General features: G+C 69.2%; 24 protein-coding genes and 1 pseudogene. 12 read left to right on the top strand and 13 right to left on the bottom strand.

Annotation, left to right across the window (positions count from 1 at the left end):
• The first annotated feature begins 14 nt into the window (after nucleotides 1–14).
• The 4 genes from Q9G87_RS24060 to Q9G87_RS24045 are packed head-to-tail and all read left to right on the top strand — an operon-like array spanning nucleotide 15 to nucleotide 4,592.
• Nucleotides 15–584 carry a dihydrofolate reductase family protein gene (locus Q9G87_RS24060; protein WP_305918704.1) on the top strand — a complete coding sequence of 190 codons (570 nt, stop codon included), beginning with the start codon at nucleotides 15–17 and terminating at the stop codon, nucleotides 582–584.
• A gap of 41 nt (nucleotides 585–625) precedes the next feature.
• Nucleotides 626–1,636, top strand: a complete 1,011-nt coding sequence (locus tag Q9G87_RS24055) for an alpha/beta hydrolase family esterase (RefSeq protein ID WP_305918703.1) — start codon at nucleotides 626–628, stop codon at nucleotides 1,634–1,636.
• A gap of 22 nt (nucleotides 1,637–1,658) precedes the next feature.
• Nucleotides 1,659–3,218, top strand: coding sequence for a hypothetical protein (locus Q9G87_RS24050; protein ID WP_305918702.1), 1,560 nt, complete (start codon nucleotides 1,659–1,661; stop codon nucleotides 3,216–3,218).
• A gap of 42 nt (nucleotides 3,219–3,260) precedes the next feature.
• Nucleotides 3,261–4,592 (top strand): serine hydrolase domain-containing protein, encoded by a 1,332-nt coding sequence (locus tag Q9G87_RS24045; protein WP_305918701.1) that lies wholly within the window; start codon nucleotides 3,261–3,263, stop codon nucleotides 4,590–4,592.
• A 50-nt stretch (nucleotides 4,593–4,642) separates the two neighbouring features.
• On the opposite strand, the gene Q9G87_RS24040 is transcribed toward Q9G87_RS24045, so the two are convergent.
• Nucleotides 4,643–5,359, bottom strand: coding sequence for an NADPH-dependent F420 reductase (locus Q9G87_RS24040; RefSeq protein ID WP_305918700.1), 717 nt, complete (start codon nucleotides 5,357–5,359; stop codon nucleotides 4,643–4,645).
• A 207-nt stretch (nucleotides 5,360–5,566) separates the two neighbouring features.
• On the opposite strand from Q9G87_RS24040, the gene Q9G87_RS24035 reads away from it, so the two are divergent.
• Nucleotides 5,567–6,838, top strand: coding sequence for an aldehyde dehydrogenase family protein (locus tag Q9G87_RS24035; protein ID WP_305918699.1), 1,272 nt, complete (start codon nucleotides 5,567–5,569; stop codon nucleotides 6,836–6,838).
• Nucleotides 6,839–6,892: 54 nt separating this feature from the next.
• On the opposite strand, the gene Q9G87_RS24030 is transcribed toward Q9G87_RS24035, so the two are convergent.
• From Q9G87_RS24030 to Q9G87_RS24015, 4 genes are all read right to left on the bottom strand, one after another.
• Nucleotides 6,893–7,867, bottom strand: coding sequence for an NmrA family NAD(P)-binding protein (locus tag Q9G87_RS24030; RefSeq protein ID WP_305918698.1), 975 nt, complete (start codon nucleotides 7,865–7,867; stop codon nucleotides 6,893–6,895).
• A 49-nt stretch (nucleotides 7,868–7,916) separates the two neighbouring features.
• A complete protein-coding gene (locus Q9G87_RS24025) occupies nucleotides 7,917–8,951 on the bottom strand; it encodes an alpha/beta fold hydrolase (RefSeq protein WP_305918697.1) in 1,035 nt (344 codons plus the stop codon).
• A 30-nt stretch (nucleotides 8,952–8,981) separates the two neighbouring features.
• On the bottom strand, nucleotides 8,982–9,683 hold the full coding sequence (locus Q9G87_RS24020) for an SDR family oxidoreductase (protein ID WP_305918696.1): 702 nt from the start codon (nucleotides 9,681–9,683) through the stop codon (nucleotides 8,982–8,984).
• A gap of 1,194 nt (nucleotides 9,684–10,877) precedes the next feature.
• Nucleotides 10,878–11,561, bottom strand: a complete 684-nt coding sequence (locus Q9G87_RS24015) for a TetR/AcrR family transcriptional regulator (RefSeq protein WP_305918695.1) — start codon at nucleotides 11,559–11,561, stop codon at nucleotides 10,878–10,880.
• Between the two features lie 87 nt (nucleotides 11,562–11,648).
• On the opposite strand from Q9G87_RS24015, the gene Q9G87_RS24010 reads away from it, so the two are divergent.
• From Q9G87_RS24010 to Q9G87_RS60755, 5 genes and pseudogenes are all read left to right on the top strand, one after another.
• Nucleotides 11,649–12,632 carry a zinc-binding dehydrogenase gene (locus Q9G87_RS24010; protein WP_305918694.1) on the top strand — a complete coding sequence of 328 codons (984 nt, stop codon included), beginning with the start codon at nucleotides 11,649–11,651 and terminating at the stop codon, nucleotides 12,630–12,632.
• 12 nt (nucleotides 12,633–12,644) lie between these two features.
• On the top strand, nucleotides 12,645–14,204 hold the full coding sequence (locus Q9G87_RS24005) for an MFS transporter (protein ID WP_305918693.1): 1,560 nt from the start codon (nucleotides 12,645–12,647) through the stop codon (nucleotides 14,202–14,204).
• Nucleotides 14,205–14,219: 15 nt separating this feature from the next.
• Nucleotides 14,220–14,840 carry a DsbA family oxidoreductase gene (locus tag Q9G87_RS24000; protein ID WP_305918692.1) on the top strand — a complete coding sequence of 207 codons (621 nt, stop codon included), beginning with the start codon at nucleotides 14,220–14,222 and terminating at the stop codon, nucleotides 14,838–14,840.
• An 818-nt stretch (nucleotides 14,841–15,658) separates the two neighbouring features.
• Nucleotides 15,659–16,681 (top strand): annotated as a pseudogene (locus Q9G87_RS23995) (transposase).
• Complete coding sequence (locus tag Q9G87_RS60755; RefSeq protein WP_371825812.1) at nucleotides 16,678–16,896, top strand: Tn3 family transposase; 219 nt, start codon at nucleotides 16,678–16,680, stop codon at nucleotides 16,894–16,896. The pseudogene Q9G87_RS23995 and the gene Q9G87_RS60755 overlap by 4 nt, the downstream one beginning before the upstream one ends.
• A gap of 153 nt (nucleotides 16,897–17,049) precedes the next feature.
• On the opposite strand, the gene Q9G87_RS23990 is transcribed toward Q9G87_RS60755, so the two are convergent.
• The 3 genes from Q9G87_RS23990 to Q9G87_RS23980 are packed head-to-tail and all read right to left on the bottom strand — an operon-like array spanning nucleotide 17,050 to nucleotide 19,795.
• A complete protein-coding gene (locus Q9G87_RS23990) occupies nucleotides 17,050–17,403 on the bottom strand; it encodes an AMP-binding protein (RefSeq protein WP_305918691.1) in 354 nt (117 codons plus the stop codon).
• A 41-nt stretch (nucleotides 17,404–17,444) separates the two neighbouring features.
• Complete coding sequence (locus Q9G87_RS23985) at nucleotides 17,445–18,623, bottom strand: thiolase family protein (RefSeq protein ID WP_305918690.1); 1,179 nt, start codon at nucleotides 18,621–18,623, stop codon at nucleotides 17,445–17,447.
• Nucleotides 18,624–18,643: 20 nt separating this feature from the next.
• On the bottom strand, nucleotides 18,644–19,795 hold the full coding sequence (locus tag Q9G87_RS23980) for an acyl-CoA dehydrogenase family protein (protein ID WP_305918689.1): 1,152 nt from the start codon (nucleotides 19,793–19,795) through the stop codon (nucleotides 18,644–18,646).
• Nucleotides 19,796–19,898: 103 nt separating this feature from the next.
• On the opposite strand from Q9G87_RS23980, the gene Q9G87_RS23975 reads away from it, so the two are divergent.
• Nucleotides 19,899–20,570, top strand: coding sequence for a TetR/AcrR family transcriptional regulator (locus Q9G87_RS23975; RefSeq protein ID WP_305918688.1), 672 nt, complete (start codon nucleotides 19,899–19,901; stop codon nucleotides 20,568–20,570).
• A gap of 1 nt (nucleotide 20,571) precedes the next feature.
• Here the strand turns inward: Q9G87_RS23975 and Q9G87_RS23970 are convergent, their stop codons facing one another.
• From Q9G87_RS23970 to Q9G87_RS23955, 4 genes are all read right to left on the bottom strand, one after another.
• Complete coding sequence (locus tag Q9G87_RS23970; RefSeq protein ID WP_305918687.1) at nucleotides 20,572–21,336, bottom strand: crotonase/enoyl-CoA hydratase family protein; 765 nt, start codon at nucleotides 21,334–21,336, stop codon at nucleotides 20,572–20,574.
• A 26-nt stretch (nucleotides 21,337–21,362) separates the two neighbouring features.
• Complete coding sequence (locus Q9G87_RS23965; RefSeq protein ID WP_305918686.1) at nucleotides 21,363–22,205, bottom strand: 3-hydroxyacyl-CoA dehydrogenase family protein; 843 nt, start codon at nucleotides 22,203–22,205, stop codon at nucleotides 21,363–21,365.
• Nucleotides 22,206–22,237: 32 nt separating this feature from the next.
• Nucleotides 22,238–23,566, bottom strand: a complete 1,329-nt coding sequence (locus Q9G87_RS23960; RefSeq protein ID WP_305918685.1) for an amino acid permease — start codon at nucleotides 23,564–23,566, stop codon at nucleotides 22,238–22,240.
• Between the two features lie 295 nt (nucleotides 23,567–23,861).
• Nucleotides 23,862–25,397 carry an ISL3 family transposase gene (locus Q9G87_RS23955; RefSeq protein WP_452449834.1) on the bottom strand — a complete coding sequence of 512 codons (1,536 nt, stop codon included), beginning with the start codon at nucleotides 25,395–25,397 and terminating at the stop codon, nucleotides 23,862–23,864.
• An 8-nt stretch (nucleotides 25,398–25,405) separates the two neighbouring features.
• Here Q9G87_RS23955 and Q9G87_RS60750 point away from each other — a divergent pair, with 8 nt between their 5' ends.
• Nucleotides 25,406–25,756, top strand: coding sequence for a TniB family NTP-binding protein (locus Q9G87_RS60750; protein ID WP_371825817.1), 351 nt, complete (start codon nucleotides 25,406–25,408; stop codon nucleotides 25,754–25,756).
• Nucleotides 25,757–25,829: 73 nt separating this feature from the next.
• On the opposite strand, the gene Q9G87_RS23950 is transcribed toward Q9G87_RS60750, so the two are convergent.
• Nucleotides 25,830–26,522, bottom strand: coding sequence for a type 1 glutamine amidotransferase domain-containing protein (locus Q9G87_RS23950; protein ID WP_305918684.1), 693 nt, complete (start codon nucleotides 26,520–26,522; stop codon nucleotides 25,830–25,832).
• Nucleotides 26,523–26,532: the final 10 nt, after the last annotated feature.

Genomic DNA, 26,532 nt, shown 5'->3' with positions numbered 1-26,532 from the left:
GTCCAGGAGGTCACGTGGGTTCCGTGGTGCTGTACAAGAGCATGTCCTTGGACGGGTTCGTCGCCGGTCCGCACGTCGGCGCCGAGCATCCGATGGGCGAGGGCGGCATGCGGCTGCACGAGTGGATGTTCACCGAGCGGCCCGATCCGCGCGACACGGAGATCATCGCCGCGATCACGGCCTCGGTGGGCGCGGTCGTCGTCGGCCGGCGGACGTTCGACGTCGGTCTGCCCCATTGGCAGGACACGCCGTTCCCGGTGCCGACCTTCGTGCTCACCCACCAGGCCCGTGACGAGCTGGCCATGAAAAGCGCGACCTTCACCTTCATCACCGACGGCATCGCCAGCAGCATCGAGTCCGCACAGGACGCAGCCGGCGACAAGGAGGTGATCGTCATGGGCGCGCAGACCGGGCGGCAGTTCCTGCGCGCCGGGCTGGTGAACGAGCTGCAGATCACCTTGGTGCCGGTCATGCTGGGCGGCGGCACCCGACTGCTGGAGGACCTGAGCCCCATCGAACTGGAGCGCACGCGGGTGATCGCCTCCGATGCGGTCACCCACTTACGGTTCCGGGTTGCCAGGTAGGCGGGGCCAGGGCCGGGGGAAGGGGTGCGCGGGGGCGCGGCGTGCAGCACACTGCCCTCAAGGGGCCGGCAGGCGGGCGGGAGGCGGCGATGGCCAAAGGCGCGCTCATCGTGATGCTGGCGGTCCTGCTGGCCACCCGCTGCGGCGGCCCGCCCGCCCCGCGCCCGCCCGCGCAGGCCGCGGTCCCCACCCCCACGCCGTCTCCCACCAGCGGCTGCCAGGCCGCCCAGCCGCTGCGGCCCGGCAGCCACACCCTCACCCACGGCGGGCAGCAGCGCCGCTTCCTGCTGTCGGTGCCCGACGGCACCGGCCCCCACCCGGTCCTGCTCGACCTGCACGGCCTCGGCTCCTCGGCCCGCCAGCAGAGCACCTACAGCCGGCTGGCCGCCGAAGGCTCGCTGCGCGGCTACATCGTGGCCACCCCGCAGGCCGCCGAGGGCCGCATGGGCTGGACGCTGCCCCACACCGGCGGCCCCGACGACACCGGATTCATGACCGCGCTGCTGGACCGGCTCGAGCAGCGGCTGTGCGTCGACTCGCGGCGCGAGTTCGCCGCCGGCATGTCGTACGGCGCCGGCATGGCCGCGGGCCTGGTGTGCGCCCTGGACGGCCGCCTGGCCGGGATCGCCGCCGTGGCCGGGCTCAACATCGTGCCCCCCTGCGACCGGCCCCGCCCCACGACGATCATCGCCTTCCACGGCACCGCCGACCGCATCGTCCCCTACCGCGGCGGCCACCCGTTCCGCGACGCCACCGGCGACCTGCGCGCCCTGGCCCAGCTCGTGGTGCTGGCGCCGGTCGAGCAGGTCATGGACGGCTGGGCCAAGGCGCACAGCTGCGCCGGCCGCACCAGCAGCGGCCTGAGCGAGCACGTACGGCTGCGCGGCTGGAAATCCTGCCCCGGCGGGGCCACACTGCGCCTGTACACGGTCGACGGGGGCGGCCACACCTGGCCCGGCCCCATCGAGGTGCCCAGGCTCGGCGTCACCGCCCGCGACCTGGACGCCACCGCGCTCATCCTCGACACCTTCGACCGCACCCCTTCCCGGTGACCCGCCCGACAATGGAGAGTCCATGGACGACGTACGCGTCACAATCGAAGCCGTGCCCCGCGCCGGGCTGACCGAGCAGCGGCTGCGCCAGGCGATCGCCGAGCATCCCGAGGCGTTATCGGCGCTGGAGGTGGCCGAACCGGACAGGCTCACCGTCGCCTTCGCCCCCGGTCTCGGCCACGACCCCGGCGAGAACGCGCCGTTCCAGGCGAGCGTGTTCGACCCGGTCGGCAACCGCGCCGTCGAGCTGCGCGGCACCCTGGACCGGCCCGAACGCGCCGACCTTCGGCCCAGCGCCTGGCGGCCCCAGCCCAGCCGCGCCGAACTCGTGACCGCCGCCGCGATCCTGCGCGCCGACCCCCGCTTCCCCGCCGGCGACGACGTCGTGGTCTACCGGCCCATGCCGCCGCTGGCCGACGCCGAAAACCTCGACGGCACCACCGTGCGCCGCCCCACGCTCGGGGTGTACACGCCGGGCGAGCCGACCGGGCTGCGCCACCGCATCGTCGCCGTCGACCTGGTCAACCGCGTGGTCGACTGGACCCCGGAGGGGGTCAACGTGCGCATGCACCACGACTGCGACAACAGCGTCCCCGAAGGCGTCGACTCCCTGGTCGACCGCGGCGGCCCCGACCAGGTACGCGTGCGCGTCCACCGCGGCGCCACCGAGTTGTGGAACCTGCTGGTGGTGCGGCCGCGCGCCTCGGCGCCGCAGAACCCCGGCCTGGGCGGCGGCGTCGAGCTGCGCGAGGTCCGCTACCGCGGCCGGCTCCTGCTGCGCCAGGCCCACCTGCCCATCCTCAACGTCGAATACGAGGAGGGCACGACCTTCCGCGACGACGTCGCCTTCGAAACCCGCTTCTCGGCCACCGGCTCCGACCCGGTCGGGTGGGGGTGGCGGCTGTGCACCAGCAGCCCCCGTACCATCCTGGAGCGCCCCGGCACCGACGCCGGCAACTTCCAGGGCGTCGCCTTCCACCACGACGGCGAGGAACTGCGCATCGTCAGTGAGATCGCCGCAGGCTGGTACCGCTACGCCAGCGACTGGCGGCTCGGCGACAACGGCGACATCAGCCCGCGCTTCGGATTCGCCGCCACCCGCAACCCCATGACATGCCTGGTGCACCGCCACCACGCCTACTGGCGGCTCGACTTCGACATCGAAGGCGCCGGCAACGACGTCGTCGAACAGATCGACGACACCGGCTCGATCATCCCCGAACCCGTCCCGATCATCCGCGAGACCTCCCGCCGGCGCCGCCCTGCCGATGCCCGGGCCCGCTACTGGCAGGTACGCGACAAGGCGTCCGGCCGCGGCTTCCAGATCCATCCGGGCGAGTTCGACGGCACCGCCGACGCCTACGGCGTGTCCGACCTGTGGTTCCTGCGCCACCACCCGCGCGAGCTCGACGACGGCAACCCCGGCCCCCGCGACCGCGCCGCGATCAACCGCTGGCTCAACGGCGAGAACATCAACGGCGCCAACGTCGTCGTCTGGTACGCCGGCCACTACTACCACGACCAGGCCCACCCCCAGCCCCACCAGGGCGAGCTGATCGGGCCGCGGCTGGTGCTGATCTGACCGGAGCGGCAGGCGCCGATCCAGCGGCTACTCTTGTCGCTCATGAGTCAGGTGGGACACGCGACGGCCCGCGCCCTGCTGCGCAGACTGGCCGTCGAACAGGCCGAATGCAGGGTGCCGTCGCTGACGGCCGCGATCGTGCGCGACGGGCGGACGGCGTGGTTCGGCGGCCGGGGGCGCGTCGGCGACGCACCCCCGACCGCCGCCACCCAATACCGGCTCGGCTCCATCACCAAATCCATGGTCGCCGTGGTCGTCATGCGGCTACGCGACGAAGGAGCGCTGGCCCTGACCGACCCCCTGGACGCGCACCTGCCCGGCGCCCCGCACGGCCACCTGACCATCGCCCAGCTGCTGTCGCACACCGGCGGGCTGACCGCCGAACCCCCCACCGCCTGGTGGGAACGCACCCCCGGCATCCCCGCCGCCGACCTGCTCAAGCGCCTGGGCCCCGGCGAGCTCAAACACCGGCCGGGACGCCGCTTCCACTACTCCAACGTCGGCTTCGCCCTGCTCGGCGAGCTCGTCGCCCACCTGCGCGGCACCACCTGGCTGCAAGCCGTCCACGGCGAGGTGCTCGCCCCGCTCGGCATGAACGACACCACCGCCCGCCCCCGCGCCCCGCACGCCACGGGCTACGCGGTGCACCCGTGGGCCGACGTCGTGCTCGCCGAGCCGGAGCACGACGCCGACGCCATGAGCCCGGCAGGGCAGCTGTGGTCGACCCCGCACGACCTGGCCCGCTGGGCGGCGTTCCTGGGCGGCGACACCGGCGGCGTGCTGTGCGGCGACACGCTGGCCGAGATGCGCGAACCGGTCGGCGTCGACGACGGCGACACCTGGACCGGCGGGTTCGGGCTCGGCCTGCAACTGTCCAGGGACGGCGGCCGGCGCCTGGCCGGGCACAGCGGATCCATGCCCGGGTTCCTGGCCACCGTGTGGGCGGACGCGGCCGAAGGGGTCGGGGTGCTGTTCATGGCCAACACCACCTCGGGGCTCAGCGGCCGGCTACTCACCGACCTGCTCGACATCCTGGAGGAGTACGAGCCGCGGCTGCCCGACGAATGGCGTCCCGTGCCGACCGACCCGGAGCTGCTCGCGCTGACGGGGCTGTGGCATTGGGGGCCCAAGCCGTACACGCTGCGGCTGCTGCCCGAGCGGGGCCTGTCACTGGAGCCGGTCGGCGGGGCCGGGCGGGCCTCGCGGTTCGTCCCCCAGCCGGACGGGACCTGGCGGGGGCTGGACGGCTACTACGCCGGGGAGACGCTGCGGGTGGCGGCCGACCATCTCGACCTCAACACGTTCATCTTCACCCGCGAGCCGTACGACCCGGCGGCGCCGGTGCCGGGCGGGGTGACCGGCTGGCACGCCTGACCGCCCGCCGGACAGACTAGGCACCTCCGCCGTTTGCCTCGGTGTGAGCTTTAGAAGGTGCGCTCAGCGACCTTTACTCGCTGGCCGGCCTCCAACGCGGCGCGCAATTTGTCGGCCGGCAGCGGCGCGGCGGGGGCCTGGAGCATGCGCTCGACCGGCACGTCGGGGTCGGCGAGGTAGATCTGGGTGTAGGCGCCGGACTCGGGCTCGAAGCGCCAGCTCTCGGCCAGGGCTCCGGCATCGACGGTGTCGAAGCCGAGCCGCTCGATCAGCTCCGCTGCCCGAGCCTTCGCGCCGGGGTCATCGCCGGCGATGGGCAGGGCGCTGCGGTCCGGGGCCCCGGCGGGCCGGGCGAGCTGGGGGATGTGGTGGGCCAGGATGTTGTTGAAGGCCTTGACCAGCAGAGCGCCGGGCAAGAGCTGCTGGGCCAGCTCGGTCGTGGTCATCTTTTCGGAGTCGAGTTCGGCGATGCGGCCGTCGCGGGAGGGGTAGTAGTTGCCGGTGTCCAGCACGGTCCGGCCCCGCAGCAGCTCAGCAGGCACGGAGCTGTAGGCGCTCAGCGGGATGCTGAGCAAGGTCGCCTCACCAGCGCGGGCAGCCTCCTCCACGGTGCCTGCCACGGCTCGCGGCCCCAGCTCCTCGACCAGGCCGGCCAGGCTCTGCGGGCCGCGCGAGTTGGCGATCACCACGTCGATGTCCGCCGCCACCGCCAGCCGCGCCACCGCCGACCCGATGTTTCCGCTTCCGATGATTCCCAGAGTCGACATCGCGATTCCTCCCTCTATGTTGTGGCCGCCCCGAGCCAATACCCGTGAACGCATGGGCCACCCTGGCCACGTTAAGACATCACCCCAGTGGGGCCCGAGCTGTGACCACAGGGCCCCGCCTCGGGAGGCGCCATTCCAGAGGATTGTTGAACGATGCTACAATCCTCTTGAAGTTGCCAATACGCTCGGCCCGCAGAAGGACGCTCCTTGACCAGCGACGACAACCGCCAGACCCCCTCCGCCGAAGAGGCGGTGCGTGCCTGCGCGATCCGGGCCAAGCAGAGCTGCGCGACCCTCCACAACGCGACGGACACGGCCATCGACACCGCGCTGCGCGCCATGGCGGAACGGTTGCGGGCAGCGCGGGACACTCTCACGTCCGCCAACGAAGAAGACCTCGCCGCAGCCGTGTCCGCCGGGATGTCACCCGCCCTGCAGGACCGGCTGCGGTTGACCGGCCCACGACTGGAGAGCATGGCCGCAGAGCTGCGCACGCTGGCGGACGTGGCGCACGAGCCTCGCGACAAGGCCCTCGAAGAGCGCTCGGACGGCCTCACCCTGCTGGAACGCCGCAGGCCGGTCGGCGTCATCGGCGCGAACTTCGAAGCACGCCCGAACGTCACCCTCGACATCGCCTCCCAGTTCCTCAAATCACGCAACGCAGGCGTGCTCCGCACCGGTTCGGCCGCCCTCCGCTCGTCCCGGGCCATCGTGGACCAGGTGATCGCACCAGCCCTCGGCGAAGCCGGCCTCGATCCGGACGCCATCCAGCTGGTTCCCAGCGAAGACCGCTCGGCGGCGTACGCACTGGTGTCCCTGCCCGAGCTCATTCCGCTGGTCATCCTGCGCGGCAGCGGAGACAGCACCCGCGACCTCGGCCGCGAGGCCGCCCGACACGGCGTGCGTACTCTTGCCCATGCCGACGGCGGCGGGGTCCTGTACGTGGACTCGGCCGCCGACGACAAGGCCGTGCACCAGCTGATCGCCGACAGCCTGGACCGGCTGGGCGTGTGCAACCGGCTCAATCTGCTGCTCATCGACCGATCCGTGTACGACGAGCGGCTCCCCGGCATTCTCCAGGTCCTGGACCGCCTCGGCATCACCGTCTCCCTGCCCCCGCACACCCACCCCCGCGGGTATGAGTGGTCGCTCGACCCGAAGCGTGCGGCCACCGTGACGGTCGACGCCGCCGACGGCCCGCTGCACGCGGCTCGGATCGCCAATGAAGAGACATCTGGGCTGGCCGCCGCCATCGCGACCGAGGACCCGGCCGCCGCCGCGCAGTTCATCGACGCCTATGCCGGCTCCGGGGTCTTCTGGAACTCCACCACACGCCTCCTCGACGGCTTCAAGCTGCTGCGGCTGCCGGAAACCGGCATCAACATCGACCGGGTGCCCGGCCCACGCGGTCCGGTGAGCTTCCGCGACCTGTATCTGCGGCAGTACGTGGTCGTGCCCAGCGGCCGCTTCACGCCCTGACCGGAACAAGACTTTGGGAGGGAGGCATCTTCGTGCTCTGGAGCGCTCAGCGGCTCAGGCGGTCGCCAGTTTCCGGATGCGCGGATGGTTCTCCAGCGCCCACCGCACGGTCTTCGGCGGGCGCCCGAGCAGGGTTTCCAGCTGGTCGGTGACGCCGCGGTACCCTCCGCCGCCCATCAGCCGGGTCAGGGTCTTCAGGTGCTCCGCAGTGTGCGGAAACGCGGCCAGGGCGCTGTCCACGTAGGTCTCGTTCCAGGTTTCGACCTCTACGGGAACGTAAGTGACCTGGCGTCCCAGCACGGCCCCGAAGTCCTCCGCGAACCCGTGCATGTCCTTCAGCTCCGGACCGTTGAGCTCGTAGGACTTCGAGATGTGCGGCGCCGGGTCGGCCAGGATCTTCGCGCACACCTCCGCCACGTCGTACCCCGCGATGGGCGCGAGCCGGTGGTGGCCGAAGGGCAGGCGCAGTTCACCGTTGCTCAGCGGCTCCAGCGCCAGCCAGGTCATCAGGGGGTTTTCGACGAACATGGCCGCCCGCACGTTGACGGTCGGGAGGCCGGACCACTCCAGCACCCGCTCGGCGACCCAGTGGGCCCGCTGCTGCGGCGACCAGTCCGCGATGAGCCCGCCGAGCCATGAACGCCGTTCTTCGTCCGGTGCGGTCATCTTCTCGAACGTCATGAACGACTGCTCGTACTCGGAGATGTTGACGAAGACCTCGATGCCGCCCTGGGCCCGCGCCGCCGCGGCCGTCAGCGCGACGGCGTCGGTGTAGTACGGCGACAGGCTCATGCTGAAGTAGATGCGTCGGCAGCCCTTCAGCGCGGCGGTCACGTCGGCGATGTTGAGCAGGTCACCGACGAAGACCTCGGCCCCGGCCTGGCGGAGCGCGTGCGCGCGTTCGTCGTCCCGCCGCACGAACGCGCGCACCGGGTGCCCTTGGTCAAGCAGCATCTCGACCATTGTTCTGCTCACACCGCCGATCTCGCCGGCGGCACCGGTGATCAGGATGGGATTGCGCTCTGGCATCGATGTGTCCTCTGTCTGGTTAGGGTGGGTCAGCGGGTTCCGCGTAGTGTCATCGGGGCGCCGGGCCGTCGATGCGGGCGAGGAAGTCGAGGAGGGCGGCGTTGACTTCGGCGGGACGCTCCTGCTGCGTCCAATGCCCGCAATCCGGCAGCACCACCGGGCCGTGCAGGTGAGGCGCGACAGCGCTCAGCGGGTTGCCCGGCCCGCCCTGGCCACGCAAAAGCTCGCTCAGCGAGCTGCCCCCGTCCGGGCCACGCAACGAGGTGACCATGTCACGGTCTCCCACCACGTACAGCGCGGGGACGTCGATCCCGCGCCCCCGGAAAGGCGCGAGCAGCTCGTTGTTGCGTTCGATGTTGCGGTACCAGTTGAAGGCTCCGGTGAAGGCCTGCTCGCCGTGCAGGGCGAAGTCCTCGGCGTAGGCCTGGATGTCCTCCTCCGTCAGCCAGGCCGGCAGAGCGGGCGACTGCGGCATGATGTCCAGCAGGCCCAGACCGTTGGGTATGACCAGCGGGCGGGGCTCCCTGCCGAGCGGATTGTCGCCTGAGGCGCCGACCAGGAGACGGCGGAAGGAGTCCGGGATGTCCTTGGCGAACTCCGCGTCAGCGACTCCCGGCTCTTGGAAGTAAACCTGGTAGAAGCCCTCGCCGTATTGGGTTCGGGTGATCGAGGGCGGGACCATCCCGCCGGGCAGGATCGGCGGAATGCTGAGCCCGGCCACCGCGCGGACCTTGTCCGGGCGCAGCATCGCCGCGGTCCAGGCCACCGGTGCGCCCCAGTCGTGGCCCACGACGACCGCCTGCTCCTCCCCCAGCTCCTCGATCAAGGCGATCACGTCGCCGACAAGGTGGAGCAGGGTGTAGGACGTGACGTCCGGCGGCTGCTCGCTGCGGGCGTAGCCGCGCTGGTCAGGGGCGACGACGCGGTATCCGGCCGCCGCCAGCGGCCCGAACTGGTGACGCCAGGAGTACCAGCTCTCCGGCCAGCCGTGCAGCAGCAGGACCAGCGGCCCCTCCCCCTGCTCGGCGATGTGCAGCCGGACCCCGTTCACGTCGACGAAGCGGTGGGTGAGCGAGCTTTCCACAAGGACCTCCTTGAGGTCGGTGAGTGCGTGCTACTTCTTCAGCTGGGCGTACATGGCTTCGAGGTCAGCGGACAGCTGCGACTTGATCCAGCGGGTGGTGTCGTCGGCCAGCACCTCGTGTGCCCCTGCCTCGATGCCGTCGAGCGCGGCCACGGCGACATCGCGGGGGTCGGACTTGGGCGCGTCGATACCCGACGTCATATCGGTGTCCACGTAGGCCACGTGGAGCCCGGTCACCGCGATGCCGCGCGGCTGCAACTCCAGGCGCAAGGAATTGGTCTGCGACCACAGGGCGGCCTTGGAGGCGCTGTAGGGCGTGCCGTCGGCCAGCCAGGACAGCGCGGAGTGGACGTTGAGGATGTGGCCCCCGCCGTTGCGCTCGATGATCGGCGCGAAAGCCCGGGTGGCCAGCAGCGGCCCGTAGAAGTTGGTCTCCAGATCTCGGCGCACTTCTTCCATCGGGGAGCCGAGGTACGAAGCGCGGACGGAGGCGCCGGCGTTGTTGATGAGGATGGTGACGTCCTGGGCCTGCTCGGCGGCGGCCACCACGGATGCCGGGTCGGTGACCTCGAGGGCCAGCGGGACGGCATCGGGGTTCGTCACCGTGCGCGGGTCACGGGCCGTGGCGTACACCTTGGCGGCACCGCGCGCGTAGAGCTCCTCGACCAGCACCTTGCCGATGCCCCGGCCGCCTCCGGTGACGAAGACGTTGGCGCCCTTGATTGCTGTCATGACTGCCTCCACAACGAGAAACCGATCGGTTTCCTCCACCGTAAACCGATCGGTTTCATCATGCAAATTCAGTTGGGCCATCACCATGTGAGTTTCAAAACAGAACCAAGGAGGTCAGCTGACCCTTCGAGGATGGAGACGTTGCCGAGCCCGAGGAGGACCTGGGCTCGGGGGGAGGTGGGATCGCGGGTGAGGACTCGAACGAGTACTTCTTGTCGGCGACAAGAGCGCGGACGATGGGCATCCCTTGAGCCCCTGTGCCGCCGATGACGAAGATGGTGGAGGTGGTGTGAGAAGACATGGCTTTTACTCCAGAAGTTAAGTACGCACGCGATCAGTACGCGATGAGCGCGGCGTGTTCGAGACGGATCTCTGTATCAGCTTGGCGATCAACGGCACCGACTGACGCTGCGCCGATGGCCCGTGGGTCGCGGGCGGTCGCGCAGACCTTGGCGGCTCCACACTCGTAGGGGGCCCCCATCAGTGCCTTCCCGATGCCGCGACTGCCCCTGTCACGACGGCGAACGCGTCTTTGATGCTGGTATGGGCGCTTCAATCGGAAACCGATCGGTTTCCGACAGCGTACACCGACCGGTTTCCAGACGGCAAGCGCCCGGTATCCGGGTCTTCAAAGTTGAGCGGTGCGGACGCGGTTGATGCCCTCGCTCGGATCACCGGCGACAGGCCGTTCCACTTGTCCACGCGCCGCTGGACCGACCAGGAGCTGGCCGCCGGTCGGAGCTGATCCAACGGCTCACCGCCGAGGTCTGCGAATTATGCGGTTCCATGGCGCAAGACCCTCGTCGTCTGCCGCGTATGCCATGAGGGCATCCACGCCGGACGTCCACACGCATGCCAGGATGAGCACTGGAGAGCCAGCTGCTACGAAAGCGGGCACGGCTGGTTCCGAGGGGGCCATCGGAAAAGGACCAGGTCAACTGAGGCCGGCTCTGCCCAGGCGGCCGCGTTCATCCATGCCCGTGCCGACCTGGCGTCATCCGGCCGGGGCGACTGGTTCGGGGCGAGTGAGCCGGCGCGGCGTCGGGCTGTCCGGGTCCGCGGTCGGCAGGGGTGGGCACGCGCAGCAGCTTGGCCAGGCGGCCGACCTTGGTGAAGAGGCCGGTGTGATAGGTCCCCGCGACCGGGAGGGTTTGTGAGATTGCGGGCCCCTTTGCGTCGGCCTGCTTCCTTGGTCTACGGCCGTCCTGGCGTCCTCGTCGAGTCTGTGGGGGCGTGCTCCCAGCGTTCGGCGAGGAGGGCGGGAGTGGGTGCGGTCCCGGGCAGTTGAGGGTGACCGGAGCGCAGGCCGTCGAGAGCGATGGCGATCGTGCGCTTTCGGGCGTTGTGGGCTGCGTCGGTCAGGTCGGTGCGGCCCTGCCGGTCGAGTTGTTCGATCAGGGGGGACTTGCCGAGTTGTTCGATCAGGAGCGAGATGTCCATGGCCGTGGCGTCCGGTCTGAGCACTCCGGCGGCGTGCGCGCGGGCCACCAGCGCTCGCATCAGCTCATCGGACCTGGTGAACTTGGCCGCCATTTCGTCGGTGACGGCGATCGTGCCGGCCAGCGGCCCGAGGGAGCCGCCGCTGAACTCGATGCAGGCGCTGATGTAGTGAGCGAGCCCTTCCCAAGGGTCGTTGTGTCGCAGGCCGCGTTCGGCGGCCTGGATCCACTGGTCGAGTGAGAGCGCGCACAGGTGCTGGAAGAGCTCGTCTTTGGAACGGTAGCGGCGGTAGAGGCTGGCGATGCCGACTCCGGCGCGTGCGGCGATCGTCGCCACCGATGCATGCGCTCCGTCCACGGCCAGGACTTTCTTGGCGGCCTCCAGGAGGGCCTGGTCGTTGCGTTCGGCTTCTGCGTGCCGGGGAGCTCTGCGGGCCATGCGCTCACTGTATCCGCTTTGCGAAGCGATTCACTCCGTTATAGGTTAAGTCCAAACGAAGCGAATCTATCCGTTTAGAGGAGTGTCATGCGCGCCGTCGTCATGGAAGAGTTCGGAGGGCCGGAGGTCCTGTGGATACGGCACGTCGAAGATCCCGTGCCAGAGCCGGGGCAGGTGCTCGTCGCGGTGGCGTACGCGAGTATCACGTTCGTCGAGACGCAGGTGCGCTCGGGCAACGGGCCGTTCGGCAGGCCCGCGCTACCCCGCATACCCGGCAATGGCGTGGGCGGCCGCATCGTCGCCGTCGGAGCAGACGTGGACCCGGCCCTGATGGGAACAGTCGTGGTCACCACCACCGGCGGCGAGGGCGGTTACGCCGAGCTGGCGCTGGCTCGGGCCCAGGACGCGGTTCCGGTTCCCGCGGGTCTGGAACTCAAGGATGCGGTCGCGCTGCTGGCCGATGGGCGTACGGCGCTGCTGCTCTACCGGCAGGCGGAGATCAAGCCGTCGGAGCGGGTTCTAGTGGAGGCTGCGGGAGGGGGTGTCGGCAGCCTGCTGGTGCAACTCGCCGCCGCCGCGGATGCCCACGTGATCGGCGCTGCGCGAGGCGTCGGCAAGGCCGGGCTGGTCACCTCACTGGGCGCGGCCGCCTATGTCGACTACTCCCGGCCTGACTGGCTGGATCGGGTGGCGGAGGCGACCGGCGGCGCCGGACTCGATCTCGTCTTCGACGGGGTCGGCGGCCGGATCGCCACCGAGGCGATCGCAGCGCTACGCGACGGCGGACGCGTGAGCATCTACGGAATGGCCGGCGGCGCCGACGCCGAACTCGACGAAGGCGAACTCCGGGCACGCTCCATCGGCGTCATCGGCCTCACCACCGCACCGAACCCGGCCCAAACCCGTGCTCTCATCGTCGACGCGCTGAACCTCGCGGCCGACGGGAAGCTGCGTCCGGTCATCGGCCAGACTTTTCCGCTCGAGGCGGCGGCCGCCGCGCACCGGGCGATCGAGGCCCGGACCACCATCGGCAAGACCCTACTCATCCCCGCCGGCAATGCCCGCGGCTGAGATCGGATTTCCATGGCCCACAAGCCCCCTGCCAGAGCCGGAGTGCGGGAGTGGACCGCCCTGGCGGTCCTGGGCGTCCCCGCCGTGCTGGTCATGATGAACATGTCCGTGCTCTATCTGGCGCTGCCAAGCCTGAGCGCCGATCTGGAGCCCGACGGCCCCCAACTGCTGTGGATCACCGATATCTACGGCTTCATGGTCGCCGGATCACTGGTCACGATGGGTACGCTCGGCGACCGTCTTGGGCACCGCCGGATCCTGCTGGTCGGCGCCGTCGCGTTCACCGGCGCATCTGTTGCCGCCGCATACACCCCCAGCGCCGGCACGCTCATCGCAGCACGGGCGATCCAGGGAGTCGCCGCCGCCGCTCTGGCGCCGTCCTCGCTGGCGCTGATCCGCGCCCTGTTCCTCGACGTCCGGCAGCGCACCCTGGCCATCACGATCTGGATGATGGCTTTCATGGGCGGTGGTGCGCTCGGCCCGCTGGTCGGCGGTGTGCTGCTGCAATCCTTCTGGTGGGGGTCGGTGTTCCTGCTCGCCATTCCCGCTATGGCCCTGCTGCTGGTCACCGGCCCCAGCCTGATCCCTGAATCCCGCGCTTCGGCTTCCGGGCGGCTGGACACGGTCAGCGTGGTCCTGTCGCTGCTGACTCCTCTGACGATCGTGTTCGGCATCAAGGATCTCGCCGTCCACGGCTTCGCCCTGCCGTCCGCTGGTGTCCTGGTCGCGGGCCTGATGATCGGCGTGGTATTCGTACGCCGCCAGTGGCGGCTGTCCAACCCGCTCTTGGACCTGGGATTGTTCCGTTTCCCTGCCTTCGCCGTATCCGTCACAGGCATGGTGCTGGTCGGCATCGTGCTGTTCGGGACCAGCCTGCTCACCTCGCAATACCTGCAACTGGTGCTCGGCTTCTCTCCGTTGGAGGCCGGTCTATGGCAGCTGCCCACCGCGGTCACCGGTACCGTCGTGGCCCTGGTGGTCTCCAGCCTCACCGAGCGAATCCGCCCAGTCGTCCTCATGAGCGCCGGAGCCGCGTTCGCCGTCATCGGTCCCATCCTGCTCACCCAGGTGGACAGAAACCCCGTCATCCTGGTGTCCGGCTCCGTACTCCTCTTCGCCGGGCTGACCCCGTTCATGGCCCTGGGAACCAACCTGGTCCTCCGCGCGGCACCGCCCGAACGCGCCGGGGCCGCCTCAGCGATCTCCGAGACCGGCGCCGAACTCGGCGGCGCGCTCGGCATCGCCGTGCTCGGCAGCATCGCCACCGGCGTCTACGGCAACTACATGATCGGCCACACGCCCGACGGCGTCCCTGCCAAGGTCGCCGAAGCCGCCCGCGAGACGTTGCCCGCCGCGCTCCAGGCAGCCCAGCAACTCCCCGAAAGCCTCGGCATCCCCTTGGCCCAGACCGCCCGGGACGCGTTCGCCCACAGCCTCCACGTGCACGCGCTCATCACGATCCCCCTGCTCATCGCGCTCGCCCTGCTGACCCTGACCCTGCGGCGCGCAACACGGCCGCAACCACCTAGCCAGCCCGAACAGGCCACGACGCCCACCCCAGCGCTCGACTGAAAGGACCGAACGATCATGCAAGTCGAGGTCTACTTCGACGTCCTGTGCCCCTGGTGCTACATCGGCAAGAGAAGACTGGCCACCGCCCTGAAGGGCCGAAACGATGTGAACGTCGTCTGGCGCAGTTTCGAACTCGATCCGTACGGAAGCCCCATCCCCGGCCTGACAGCGGCGCAGGTGATCGCCACCTACCAGAACGACCCAGCCCGAGCGAGCGCCCGGGTGGCCCACATCCAAGCGCTCGGCGCAGCCGAGGAACTGGAACTCAACCTGCACCAGGCCCGGCCCGTCAACTCCTTCGATGCTCACCGCCTGATCCACCTGGCCGCCACCTGCGGCCTGGCCGACGCCGTTCTGGAACATCTCCTTCACGGCTATCACACCATGGGCCGTAACATCGCCGACCCGGACGTTCTCCAAGCACTCGGCGTCGAGGCCGGACTTGATCGCGCCCAGGTAGGTGAACTCTTGACCGGCGACGCGTTCACCGCTGAAGTCCGAGCCGATGAACGCCGCGCCACCCAGAGGGGAATCCGAGGCGTGCCTGCACTCGTCATTGACGGAGCCCCGCCAGTCTCGGCCGTTCAGGAACCTGCCGTTCTGACAAGCCTCCTCGAACGCGCGACACGCTTCTGAGCCGCAAGCTGCCGCCTTCGCCACTTTGGTCTGGCCACCCCCAGACCATCGAGATCCGCGTCTCGTTCATGTCGGGCCGCGACAACGCCCTCCCCCGTGTCAAGCGCGTCGCCCGATACGGCTCGTTCGAAGCGACATTCGATTCCGAAGGTCCCGCCAACGCCGACCAGCTCACCTTCGACGCGGCCATCATGGCCTGGGTTCTCAGGGATGGTGCGGGTCAGGGGCGTCCCATCGACGTCGGCGAATTGCTGTGCGAGGTGGCTGGGCTCCTCGCAACGGCCGGGCCTGGCCCGGTACGACCGGTGGCGGAACTCGGTCACGGGCAGGTGTGGCCGGTGGTGCATGATCGGGTGTCTCTGCCCATCTATTCCGCCTTGCGCGGCCTCGGCGCTTGCTGCGCTTTCATCCGGCCGGAACCACCGGCAGGACGACGCGGGACGGCCGGGCGGGGTCGTGGAAGACCTGCTGCCGGGCCACAACGCCACCCCACCTGAGGGTCCGCGCTCCGCGCTCCGGGATGCCCCGCCACAGCGGGCCATCCCCCAAAGGGGGACCGCCCTGGCCTGAACTGAACGCCGAGGCTTTCTACGGACCTTCGGTAACCGTCGCTCTCCTCGTACGTCCACGGCTCCCACTGGCCCCCGAGTAGGAAACGTCCGGTGAACCGGGGTTACTGTCACATCCGTTGACAGCCTGGTCCATGATTGGCTCGGATCCTCGCTTGGCGTACGGCGGGAAGGTGTGACGAGTCGATCTATGAGGAGGGGTGGTCTGATGGCGTTGACGGCGTTGAACCCTGAACAGCGCCCGAAGCGCTGCTGGAGGTCCACTCCTGGACCGGCTGCCTGAACGCTTTCACCCACGTCTCCGACGAAGCGCCCTCCCGCCGCGAGGACATGATCAAGTCGATCGCCGCTGTCCTGGTAGCCCAGTCCATGAATGTCGGGATCTGACCCATGGTCAACGACACCGAGCCCGCGCTCGCCCTGGACCGGCTGTTCTGGGCCGAGCAGAACTACATCCGGGCCGCGACCCTCACCGCGGCGAACACGACCCTGGTCGACTACCACTCCAGCCTGGAACTCGTGCAGGCCTGGGGCGGCGGCGAACTCGCCTCCGCCGACGGGCTGCGGTTCGTGGTCCCGGTCAAGACCATCAACGCCGGGCCGAACACCAAGTACTTCGGCAAGGGCGCCAAGGGCGTGACCTGCTACAACTTCACCTCCGACCAGTTCTCCGGGTTTCACGGCATCGTCATCCCCGGCACCCCCAAGGACTGGTACTACCTCCTGGAAGGGCTTCTGGAGCAGGAAACGTCCCTGCAACCGACCGAGATCGCCTCCGACACCGCGGGCGCCTCGGAGATCGCGTTCGGGATCTTCCGGCTGCTGGGATTCCAGTTCTCCCCACGCCTGGCCGATGTCGGCAGCGCCACCCTGTACCGGGCCGACCCCGCCGCCTTCTACGAACGCCTCGACCCACTGATCAAGAGCCGCGTCAACCTCGACCTCATCAACGATCACTGGGACGAACTGCTGCGGGTCGCGGGGGCGCTGCGGACCAACGCGGTCCGGCCGGCCGAGCTGTTCCGCTACTTCGCCGGCGGCGGCACCCCGACCCCGATCGGCCGCGCCCTCATGGAGCTAGGCAAACTCGACCGCTCCACCTACCTGGCCTCCTACTTCGACGACGAACTCCTACGCCGCCGCGTCAACACCCAGCTCAACCGCCAAGAAGCCCGCCACACCCTCGCCCGCAAGATCTTCCACGGCCAGAAGGGCGAACTCCGCCAAAAATACAAAGAAGGCCAGGAAGATCAACTAGGCGCGGTTTCATGACCAATGTCTGTATTTTGTGGAACACGATCTACACGGCGCGGGCCTTGGAAGCACTCCGGGCCGAAGGCAGGAAGATCTCGGCCGCCGACATCGCCCGACTTGGCCCCCCGGGGTTCGATCACCTGAACTTCCTGGGACGCTACAGCTTCTCCCTGCCCGATGCCGTACGCGACGGCAACCTCTGGCCGCTCCGTACACCTCCGCCCGGCGAGTAAGGTCCCGCCGAAGCGGAAGGCCTCGGTCGGTTCAGGGTTCGATCTCGCCTGGACCGGCCCAGCTCGTCGGCGCCGCAGCGCGGGTCAGGGCGCCAGTGTTCTGCCGGTGGTCTTGGAGTTCGTGGGGCCGAGCGATCGTAAGAATGTGATGCTTCATCCCCTCGCGTTGGCGGCCAGCGCCTCTGCCAGGTCTTCCAGACGGCCATCGGAGCCCGGCGCCCTGGACGGTGGGCCGATGGTGAACAGCCGGATGCCCGCCATCCGCGCTGCCTGCGAACCCACGGCGATCATGTTGCGGTGGCACAGCATCACTTCGGCACGGCTGTCCACGAGCAGTCGCATGATCTCATCAGCCGTCATCAGAGGGCTCACCTGCACGACCTCCGCTCCTGCGGCAAGGATGGCGTGGCGGACGTGGTGAGACCTCTTCACGCCGGGACACAACAGGGCGATTCGGTCGCCACGACCTGGGCTGATTTTTCTCACGGCCGCGGCCAATGCGCGCACCCGGCGCCGGGCTCCAGGGGTCATGGTCTCCGCCGGCGGAGTCAGACGTGCTGGACGAGGACTGCAACGCCCTGCCCCGTGCCGACGCACATGGTCGCCAGGCCCTTTGTGGCGTTCGTGCGGTTCATGCGGTGCAGCAAGGTCGTGAGGATGCGTGCGCCCGAGCAGCCGAGTGGGTGGCCCAGTGCGATGGCGCCGCCGTCGGGGTTGACCTGGTCGGGGTCGATGCGCAGGTCCTGGAGGCAGGCGAGGGCCTGGGCGGCGAACGCCTCGTTGATCTCGGCTGTGTCGAGGTCGTCGATCGCCCAGCCGGCCTGGGTCAACGCCTTGCGGGTGGCCGGGATCGGGCCGAGGCCCATGACGTCGGGGTGCACGCCGGCGATCGTCCCTGCAACGTAGCGGCCCAGCGGTTCGAGGTCGGCGAGTGCCTGCTCGCTCACCAGCAGGAGTGCGGCGGCGCCGTCGTTCATGGGGGAGGCGTTGCCTGCGGTGACGGTACCGTCCGCGCGGAAGACGGGTTTGAGTGAGGCCAGGCGCTGGGGGCTGGTGTTCTCGCGGATGCATTCGTCGGCCGTCACCGTGACGCCGTCGGCGCGTTCGACCGGCAGGAGTTCGGCGTCGAAGGCGCCGGCACGGTGGGCGGCGGCGCGCTGGTGGCTGCGCAAGGCGAAGGTGTCCTGCTGGTCACGGGTGATGCCATGCCGCGTGGCGACCTCTTCGGCGGTCTCCCCCATGGACAGGACGCCGTGCAGGTCGGCCATCCGGGGGTTGGTGAGTCGCCAGCCGAGGCGTGTGTCGTGGGTATCGAGCGTTCGCGGGAAGGGTTCGTCGGGGCGGGGCAGCACGAAGGGGGCGCGGCTCATGGATTCGGAACCGCCGGCGACGACGACGTCCGCCTCGCCGGCGGCGACGGTGCGGGCGGCGATGATCACTGCTTCCATTCCTGAGCCGCACAACCGGTTGACCGTGGCTCCGGGGACGGTGTCCGGGAGGCCGGCGAGCAGGACGCTCATCCGCGCGACGTTGCGGTTGTCCTCTCCGGACTGGTTGGCGGCGCCCCAGTAGCCGTCGTCGATCCGGGCCGGGTCGAGTGCCTGTACGTCGGCGAGCAGGCCGCGCAGGACCGTGGCCGCCAAGTCGTCCGGACGGACGTTCGACAGCGAGCCGTGCAGTTTGCCGATGGGAGTTCGGCGGGCAGCGGCGAAGTAGACGGGACGCATCAGGAGTTCCTTTCACTGGCTCAGGTGAAGGCGGCGACGCCCGTCAGGGCCCGGCCGATCAGTAGCTTGTGGACCTGGCTGGTGCCTTCGTAGAGGGTCATCACGCGGGCGTCTCGCAGGTACTTGGCGACCGGGTATTCGTCGATGTAGCCATAGCCGCCGAAGATCTGAATAGCGTCGTTGGCGGCGCGCACGGCCGCCTCGCTGGCGTACAGCTTCGCCATCGAGGATTCTGTGGCGAACGGCAGGCCGCGGTCGATGTGGTCGGCGACCCGCCACACCAGCAGCCGGGCCGCGTCGACGTCCACCGCGATGCCCGCGAGCAGATCCTGCACGAGTTGGTGGGCGGCGATGGTTTTGCCGAACTGCTCGCGCTCTTTGGCGTACGCGACGGCCGCCTCCAGGGATGCTCGTGCCAGGCCCACGCATCCGGCTGCGACGGACATGCGGCCCTTGGCCAGCGCCGCCATGGCGATGGAGAAACCCTTGCCCTCAGGACCCAGGACAGCTGTTCGGGGCACGCGCACGGCGTCGAAGATCAGCTCGGCGGTGGGTTGTCCGCGCAGGCCGAGCTTGCCGTGCAATTCCCGGCGTTCGAGGCCGGGAGTGTCGGTCGGCACGAGGAAGGCCGTGATGCCCCGGTGGCCGGGTTCCCCGGTACGAGCGAATACCAAGGCGACGTCCGCCCAGGTGCCGTTGGTGATGAACATCTTGGAACCGCTGATCAGCCAATCCGCGCCGGCGCGCTCGGCCCTGGTCGTGAGCCCGGCCGCGTCGGATCCGCTGCCCGGCTCGGTCAGTGCGAAGCATCCCAGTGCCTGGCCGCTGGTGAGGGCGGGCAGCCATCGTTTCTTCTGGTCCTCGTCGCCGTAGGTGTTGATCGAATTGGCGACGAGGCCCAGAGAGACGGACACGATTCCGCGGACGGCGGAGTCGCCCCGGCCGAGTTCCTCCAACACCAGGGCATAGGCCAGATGATCGCCCGCTGAGCCGCCGTACTCCTCGGGGATCGTCAGGCCGAGAAATCCGAGGTCGCCGAGCCGGTCCACGATCGTCCGGTCGACGGATTCCGCGCGGTCCCAGTCACCGGCATGGGGAGTGATCTCGCGGGCGACGAATTCGGCAGCGAGTTGCCGTACGGCGATCTGTTCCTCGGACAGTTCGAGGTTCATCCCGTCCTCCAAAACTAGCAGTGCAAGTTTTGATTGCATCGTAATCCAGGTAAACTAGCGTTGCAAGTTTTCAAGGATGGCATCCAGGCGCAGGGAGAACGTCGTGGCGCGACCTCGTCAGCCGTTGCTGAGCCGGGAACGTATCGTGACCGCGGCTCTCGCCCTGGTCGACGCCGAAGGGCTCGACGCCGTCTCCACGCGGCGGCTGGCCACCGAACTCGGGGTTAGCGGACCGTCGCTCTACAACCACGTGGCCACCAAAGAGGAGCTGGTCGATTCCGTCGTGGACGCGGTGCTCAGCGAGGTCGACACGTCGATGTTCGCCCGGCTCGGTGGCGATGACCGTGACTGGCGCACGGCCTTGGCGGCCTGGGCGGAGTCCTACCGGGCTACGCTGGCCGCGCATCCCAACATCGTCCCGGTGGTGGCCAGGGGGCCCGGACGGCGTCCTCATGCGCTGCAGATCGCCGACGCCGTCTTCGGGGGGCTGGTCGCGGCCGGGTGGTCTCGCCGTGAAGCCACCCGGGTGGGAGCGCTCATGCGGTATTTCGTCACGGGTTCGGCGCTCGGCTCCTTCGCCGGCGGGTTTCCCGATGACGCGACCGTGTACGAGGGGAACTACGCGCACCTGGGGCAGGCGCATCTCCTCGCCGAGCGGCAGCAGGAGATCAACGAGAGCGCCTTCGCGGTCGGTCTTGAGTCCCTGCTCGACGGGCTTGAGCTGCGGTATCGGACAGTAACAGCAGGCGGTGACCCGTCGGAACGGGTCACCTGAGTCACTCCCCCGTCCACACCGGCGCCCGCTTCTCGGCGAAGGCGCGGGCGCCCTCCTGGGCGTCGTGTGAGGTGAAGATCGGGGCGATCAGCTCCCGCTGCCGGTCGAAGGCGACCTCCGCCGGCCACTCTCGTGACTCCACGAGGACCTGCTTGGTGACACGGACCGCCAGCGGCCCGTTCGCGGCGATCGCGGCGGCGAGCCGCCGGGCCTGCGCCAGTGCTTCTCCCGGCGAGGTCAGCCGGTTGACGAGGCCGAGCGCGTGGGCCCGTTCCGCGGGCAGGAAGTCGCCGGTCAGCGCCAGTTCCATGGCGACCTGGTACGGGATGCGTCCGGGGAGGCGCAGCAGCCCGCCCCCGGCCGCGACCAGCCCTCGACGTACCTCGGGGAGGCCGAACTGGGCGTTCTGGGCGGCCACCACGAGATCACTCGCCAGCACCAGCTCGCATCCGCCCGCCACGGCGTAGCCTTCGACGGCGGCGATGAGCGGTTTGCGCGGAGGCGCCTCGACCAGGCCCGCGAACCCGCGTCCTGGCACGTAGGGGCGTTCTCCGCGCAGGAACGCCTTGAGGTCCATGCCGGCGCAGAAGACGTCTCCTACGCCGGTGATGATGCCGACTTTCAGGTCCTGGCGGGCGTCGAGCTCGTCCATCGCGGCGGCGATGCCTTCGGCGACGGAGCTGTTGATGGCGTTGCGTGCCTTCGGGCGGTTGATGGTGATGACGGCGAGGCCGTCGGCGTACTCGGTGATCACTTCATCGCACATGGGTCTCCCATTCGGTTGGCTGCGGGTTATCGGCCGTTGGCTGCGCGGCTCGTCCAGGTGTAGAAGCCCTGTCCTGTTTTGCGGCCCAGGAGGCCGGCGGCGACCTTCTCGCGCAGCAGTCGCGGTGGCGCGAACCGGTCGCCGAGCTCACCGGAGAGGTATTCGGCGATGGCGAGCCTGATATCGAGCCCCACCAGGTCTGTCAGGCGTAGCGGGCCGATGGGGTGCCGGTAGCCCAGGACCATGGCGGTGTCGATGTCGTGCGGCTCTGCCACGCCCTCCTCCACCATGCGGATCGCCTCCAGGCCGAGCAGCACCCCGAGGCGGCTGGTGGCGAACCCGGGACTGTCGCGGACGACGACGGGGTGGCGTTGCCACCTCTGGCTCCAGCTCTTCGCCAGTTCCACGGTCCGCGACGCTGTCCGCTCACTGGTGACGATCTCGACCAGTGCCGACTTCGCGACCGGATTGAAGAAGTGCAGCCCGAGAAACCTGTCCGGGGCATGGACGGCCTGTGCCAGTCGGCCGATGGCGATGGAGCTGGTGTTGGTGGCGAGGATCGCATGGGGCGCCACCCTGCCGGCTGCGGCGAGCACGTCCGCCTTCAGCTTCGCGTCCTCCGCCACGGCCTCGATGACAAGGTCCGCTTCCGGCGGGGTGCGCGAGAGGTTCGTGGTCGTTTCCAGCCGGGCGAGCGCGTCGGCGTCGTCCGGCCACTCTCGGCGGACCCGTTCGGCCACCCGGCCGGCGGCCGCCTGGTCGACCTCGACCACGGTCACGGTGCTGCCCGTGGCGGCCATGAGGCCGGCGATGCCGCATCCCATGGTGCCCCCGCCGATGATCGTCACGTGACGCGGGTGATTCGTCATGTCTCCTTCAAGTGTTTGGCTGAAACCGCTGGTCACTGCGCCTTATCAGTCGCGAGAACGGACGCGGCCCTGGGCCGGAGCAGCCGCCGGAGGAGGTAGATCACCGCGATCCCGGCGGGCGCGACCAGCCCGAGCCCGAGCTGGCCACGCGTTTCGGGCAGGACGACCATGCTGACGGCGACCGCCACCAGAAGCCCCAGCGTGAACCAGCTCAGATACGGATGACCCCACATCCTGACGCGCAGCTCTCCACCCTCCTGCTCGACGAGTCTGCGCAGCCGTAGCTGAGAGATCGCGATCATGGCGTAGATGACCAAGGCGACACTGCCCGCGGCGTTGAGCAGGAACGCGAACACCGCCTCGGGGGCGAGGTAGGCCACCGCGACCGCCAGCCAGCCGGCCAGCGTGCTGAGCACGATCGCACGGATCGGCGTGCCGCGGGCCGTGGTCCTGGCCAGGGAGCGCGGCGCCTCACCTTGAGCGGTGAGAGCGAACAGCATGCGGGACGCGGTGTAGATGCCGGCGTTGAGCACCGACAGCACGGCGGTCAGCACGACGAGCTGCATGGCGACGGCCGCCCCCGGAACGCCGAGCCGCTCCAGGAGGGCGACGAACGGGCTCTCGCCCGGCTGGATCTCGGCATGCGGGATCAGCAACACGATGAGGCCGATCGAACCGACGTAGAAGATGATGACCCGCCACACCACAGTGGTGGCTGCCCTGACGACTGCCCTGACCGGGTCGGTGGCCTCCGCGGCGGCGATGGTGACGATCTCCGCACCGAAGTAGGAGAAGACCACCACGGTGATGGCGCTCAACACCCCGGCGGCGCCCATCGGGGCGAGCGGGCCGTCGCCGATGGCCAGAACGTGCGCCGGCTGTCCGGGCAGCACGCCGAACAACGCGGCGACCCCGATCGCCAGGAAGACCACGATCGCCGCCACCTTGACGGCGGCGAACCAGAACTCGGCCTCGGCGAATCCTCGCGCGGACAGCAGGTTGACCACGCTCATCACGCCCATGACGGCGGCGGAGATGACCCAGAGCGGAATGTGTGGAAGAAACTCGCCGATGATCTCGGCTCCGGCCACGGCCTCGAAGGCCACGACCACGACCCAGAAGTACCAGTACGTCCAGCCGATGATGAACCCGGCCCCATCTCCTAGGGCGAGCCGGGCGTAGTCCGAGAACGAGCCGACCGAGGGCCGTGCGGCGGCCATCTCGGCGAGCATGCGCATCACCAGGAGCAGGATCACTCCGCCCGCCGCGTAGGCAAGCGGAGCCAGCACGCCCGCCGTGTGGATGACGGCGCCGGAACCGACGAACAGCCCTGCCCCGATAACGCCTCCCAGCGCGATCATGGAGAGATGTCGAGGTCGCAGGGATCGCCGCAGCGCCTGTGGGGGATTCCAGTCGTTGTGGTGCGGCAAGGGTTCGCCTCCAGTAAGGCCGACCGCAGATGGGGGAAACGCGGGCGTGGGCAGCCTCGGCACGCGATGAGAGGGCCGCGGCTGCCCGGCGCTTGAGGCGGCAGCCTAATTGATTCGATCGATCGATACAATACTTTGCCAAGATCCGGCCATAGGAGCGTGTTCATGGCCGGGTCTGTCCAGTGATCGGCTCTGGCCCGTAATCGGTGGTGGCGTTGAGCGATCTTCACTGCAGCAGGATGCGGTGGCGCAGAAGGTCGAAGCCGGCACGGCCGTGCATCTGCCGCATGATCTTCTTCGTGCGGGTGTTGACGCCTTCGGTTCGGCCGTTGTGGTGCGGGAGGGTGAGGGCGGCGTTCACGGCGTCGCGGTCGAGTTCGATGCCGTTGGCGAAGCCGTGCAGATGGGGCAGATCCGCGGCTCGGACGGTGGTGATCCAGGCGGTGAGCTTGGTGTCGTTGCCTTCGGCTGGGGTGAGGAGTGCGGCGAAGCTGCGGACCAGGCGGGCAAGGGCGGTCAGTTCGGGACAGGCCGCGGTAAGTTCCTGCACCAGCTGGGTGTCGCTGTCGCGTAGCCGGTCGGGGTGGGTGAGCAGGAGACGGGCCAGGCGGCGCGGGGTGGTGACGGGCCGTTCTCCTTCGGCTCGGCCTTGGGTGATGTAGCGGTAGAGCAGGTTCAGGCTGCCGGTATAGCCGAGCTCTTTGATCTCGCGGAACAACTGCTGAACCGGCACGGCCGGGTCGGTGGCGCGCCGCTCGCGTAGGTGATCGCGGTAAGGATCGACGAGGGTGGGCCGGTAGCGCGGAGCACGGCGTAAGGCGTCCGGTTCGCGGGTGCGGGCATAGCGCTTGACTGTGTTGAGAGACAGATTCAGCCGGCGGGCGCACTCCAGCAGGCCGACGCCCTTGTCCAGCAAGTCGTGGATCTGCTGCCAGCGCTCGCGGGTGGTCTGTTCGCGCACGCCGGCGGGCCGGGGCGGGTTGACCGTGGCCCAGCAGGCGCTGTGGGAACGAATCTCAGCCAGGGTCTTGTCGCACAGGTTCGCCCACAGGTGCCACCGGTCGCTGACCTGCACCGCATCCGGCAAAGCACGTCGAATCGCCTCGCCGTAGGCGCCCGACCCGTCGCGGCACACGATCTCGACCCCCGGGTGGGAGCGCAGCCAGGCCTCCAGGGCGTCGGCACCGCGGCCGGGCAGGACATCGATCCGCTCGCCGGTCTCGGCGTCGGTGAGGATGGTGGCATACCGGTGGCGGCGCTTGAGCGCGAAGTCATCGACACCGAGCACGCGCGGGATCCGCAGCGGTGGCAGCGGCAGCCGCATCAGCAGGCGCAGTGCCGTGGATCTGGAGACCGTGACGGCCAGGACCGCCGAGAGCCGAGCGCCCGCCCGGCCGGCCAACTCGGTGACCACCGCGCCCAGTTGGCCGGTGAGCCTGCTTGTCCGACGCTGGTAGCGCTCGAGCAGCCCGGGCACTTGCTCACGAAACGTCTGCCGAGCACATTCCCACGCCGGGCAGAGCAGACGCCGTCCCTGTACCGAGATCACCACCCGCCGACCGTCGACCGGGACGTCGGCCACCGTCCGGCTGTAGTAGCCATGCACCCGGCCGGTCAGCCTCCCGCACACTGGGCATGGCACCGGCTTATCCCGAGTACGGGTCGTGACCCGAATGAGGTCGTCCTCGCCCTCCACACCCTCGATGACCAGGGCAGACAGGCCCGCAAACACCACATCCGTAAGATCGTCGATCTTCAGCACGGCCCAGCCTGATAGGTGTCACCCAGCGCCACCACCGATTACGGGCCAGAGCCGAAGACCGTACAGTCCCGAACAGCCCGCGGATCTCCCGGCGCCGGGCGGGTGATGTCGTTCTGGGCTACACCCGTGCCACCGAGGTGGCTGACCCAATCGAGACGTTGCTGGCCCGGCCGGAGAGTCAGCGGATGCGGAACCTGCGGCTATTCGTGTCCACCAACAACGGCAAGTCGGTGATCATAGAGAAGTTCCGGCGATCGCACCCACCGACCGCCCTGCAACTCGTGAATCGCCCTCTGAGGACGTGTTTCCGGCAGCTGGGCGACGGGGTTCCGGCTGGCGTGCGACAGGAGTTCCGATAGGTGTGCGACACCTCGGGGCGGCGTGTCGCGTGGCTTGGTTCGGCTCTTGGCTGTGGGTCGGCGCAACCTGGTCCTATGCGCACCGCGAGGCGAGTGCGGCCAGGAAGGCGCGCGAAGCTTCGTCGGCCGACCGCATGTTCTGCCCGGTGATCAGAGAGCCGTGGACCACGACGTGCGAGGTGAATTTGGCCGCCTCATCGAACTCGGCGCCCAGTTTCATGAGTCGGTCTTGCAACAAGAATGGCACGAGAGCGTCGCGTTCGAGTGCGGCCTCCTCCTGGTTCGTCAGTGCCGTCACCCTCCGCCCCTCGACAAGTGGTCGGCCGCTCACCGGATCGGTCCCGCACAATGCGGCAACACCGTGGCACACCGCGACAACGGGCTTGCCCGCGTTCAGCGCCGCGGCGATGAGGCCACCGACCACGAGATCATCGGGGAAGTCCCACATTCCGCCATGGCCACCCGCGAAAAAGAGGCCGTCGTAGTCAGTCGATGCCGCGTTCCGCAGGGGCAGCGACGCACGCAGTAGCGCTCGCGCGTCGACATCCTCATTCAACCTCCGCAAAGCCACCGTCTCGACGCCCTCGCCGAAGCTCAAAGGATCGACCGGCGGGTCGCCACCAAGTGGTGATGCGACGACAACCTCGACACCAGCCTCCTTCAGTGCGTAGTACGGCGACGCAAACGTCTGCAACCCCACGCCCGTCGCCTGCCCTGTCGAGCCCAGTTGCCCGTGAGACGTCAGGATGACGAGAACTTGTGACACCTGATGATCT

Origin of the sequence: Nonomuraea turcica (genome assembly GCF_030718205.1) — a bacterium.
Lineage (GTDB): Bacteria > Actinomycetota > Actinomycetes > Streptosporangiales > Streptosporangiaceae > Nonomuraea.
This window is presented reverse-complemented; position numbering and strand designations above follow the sequence as displayed.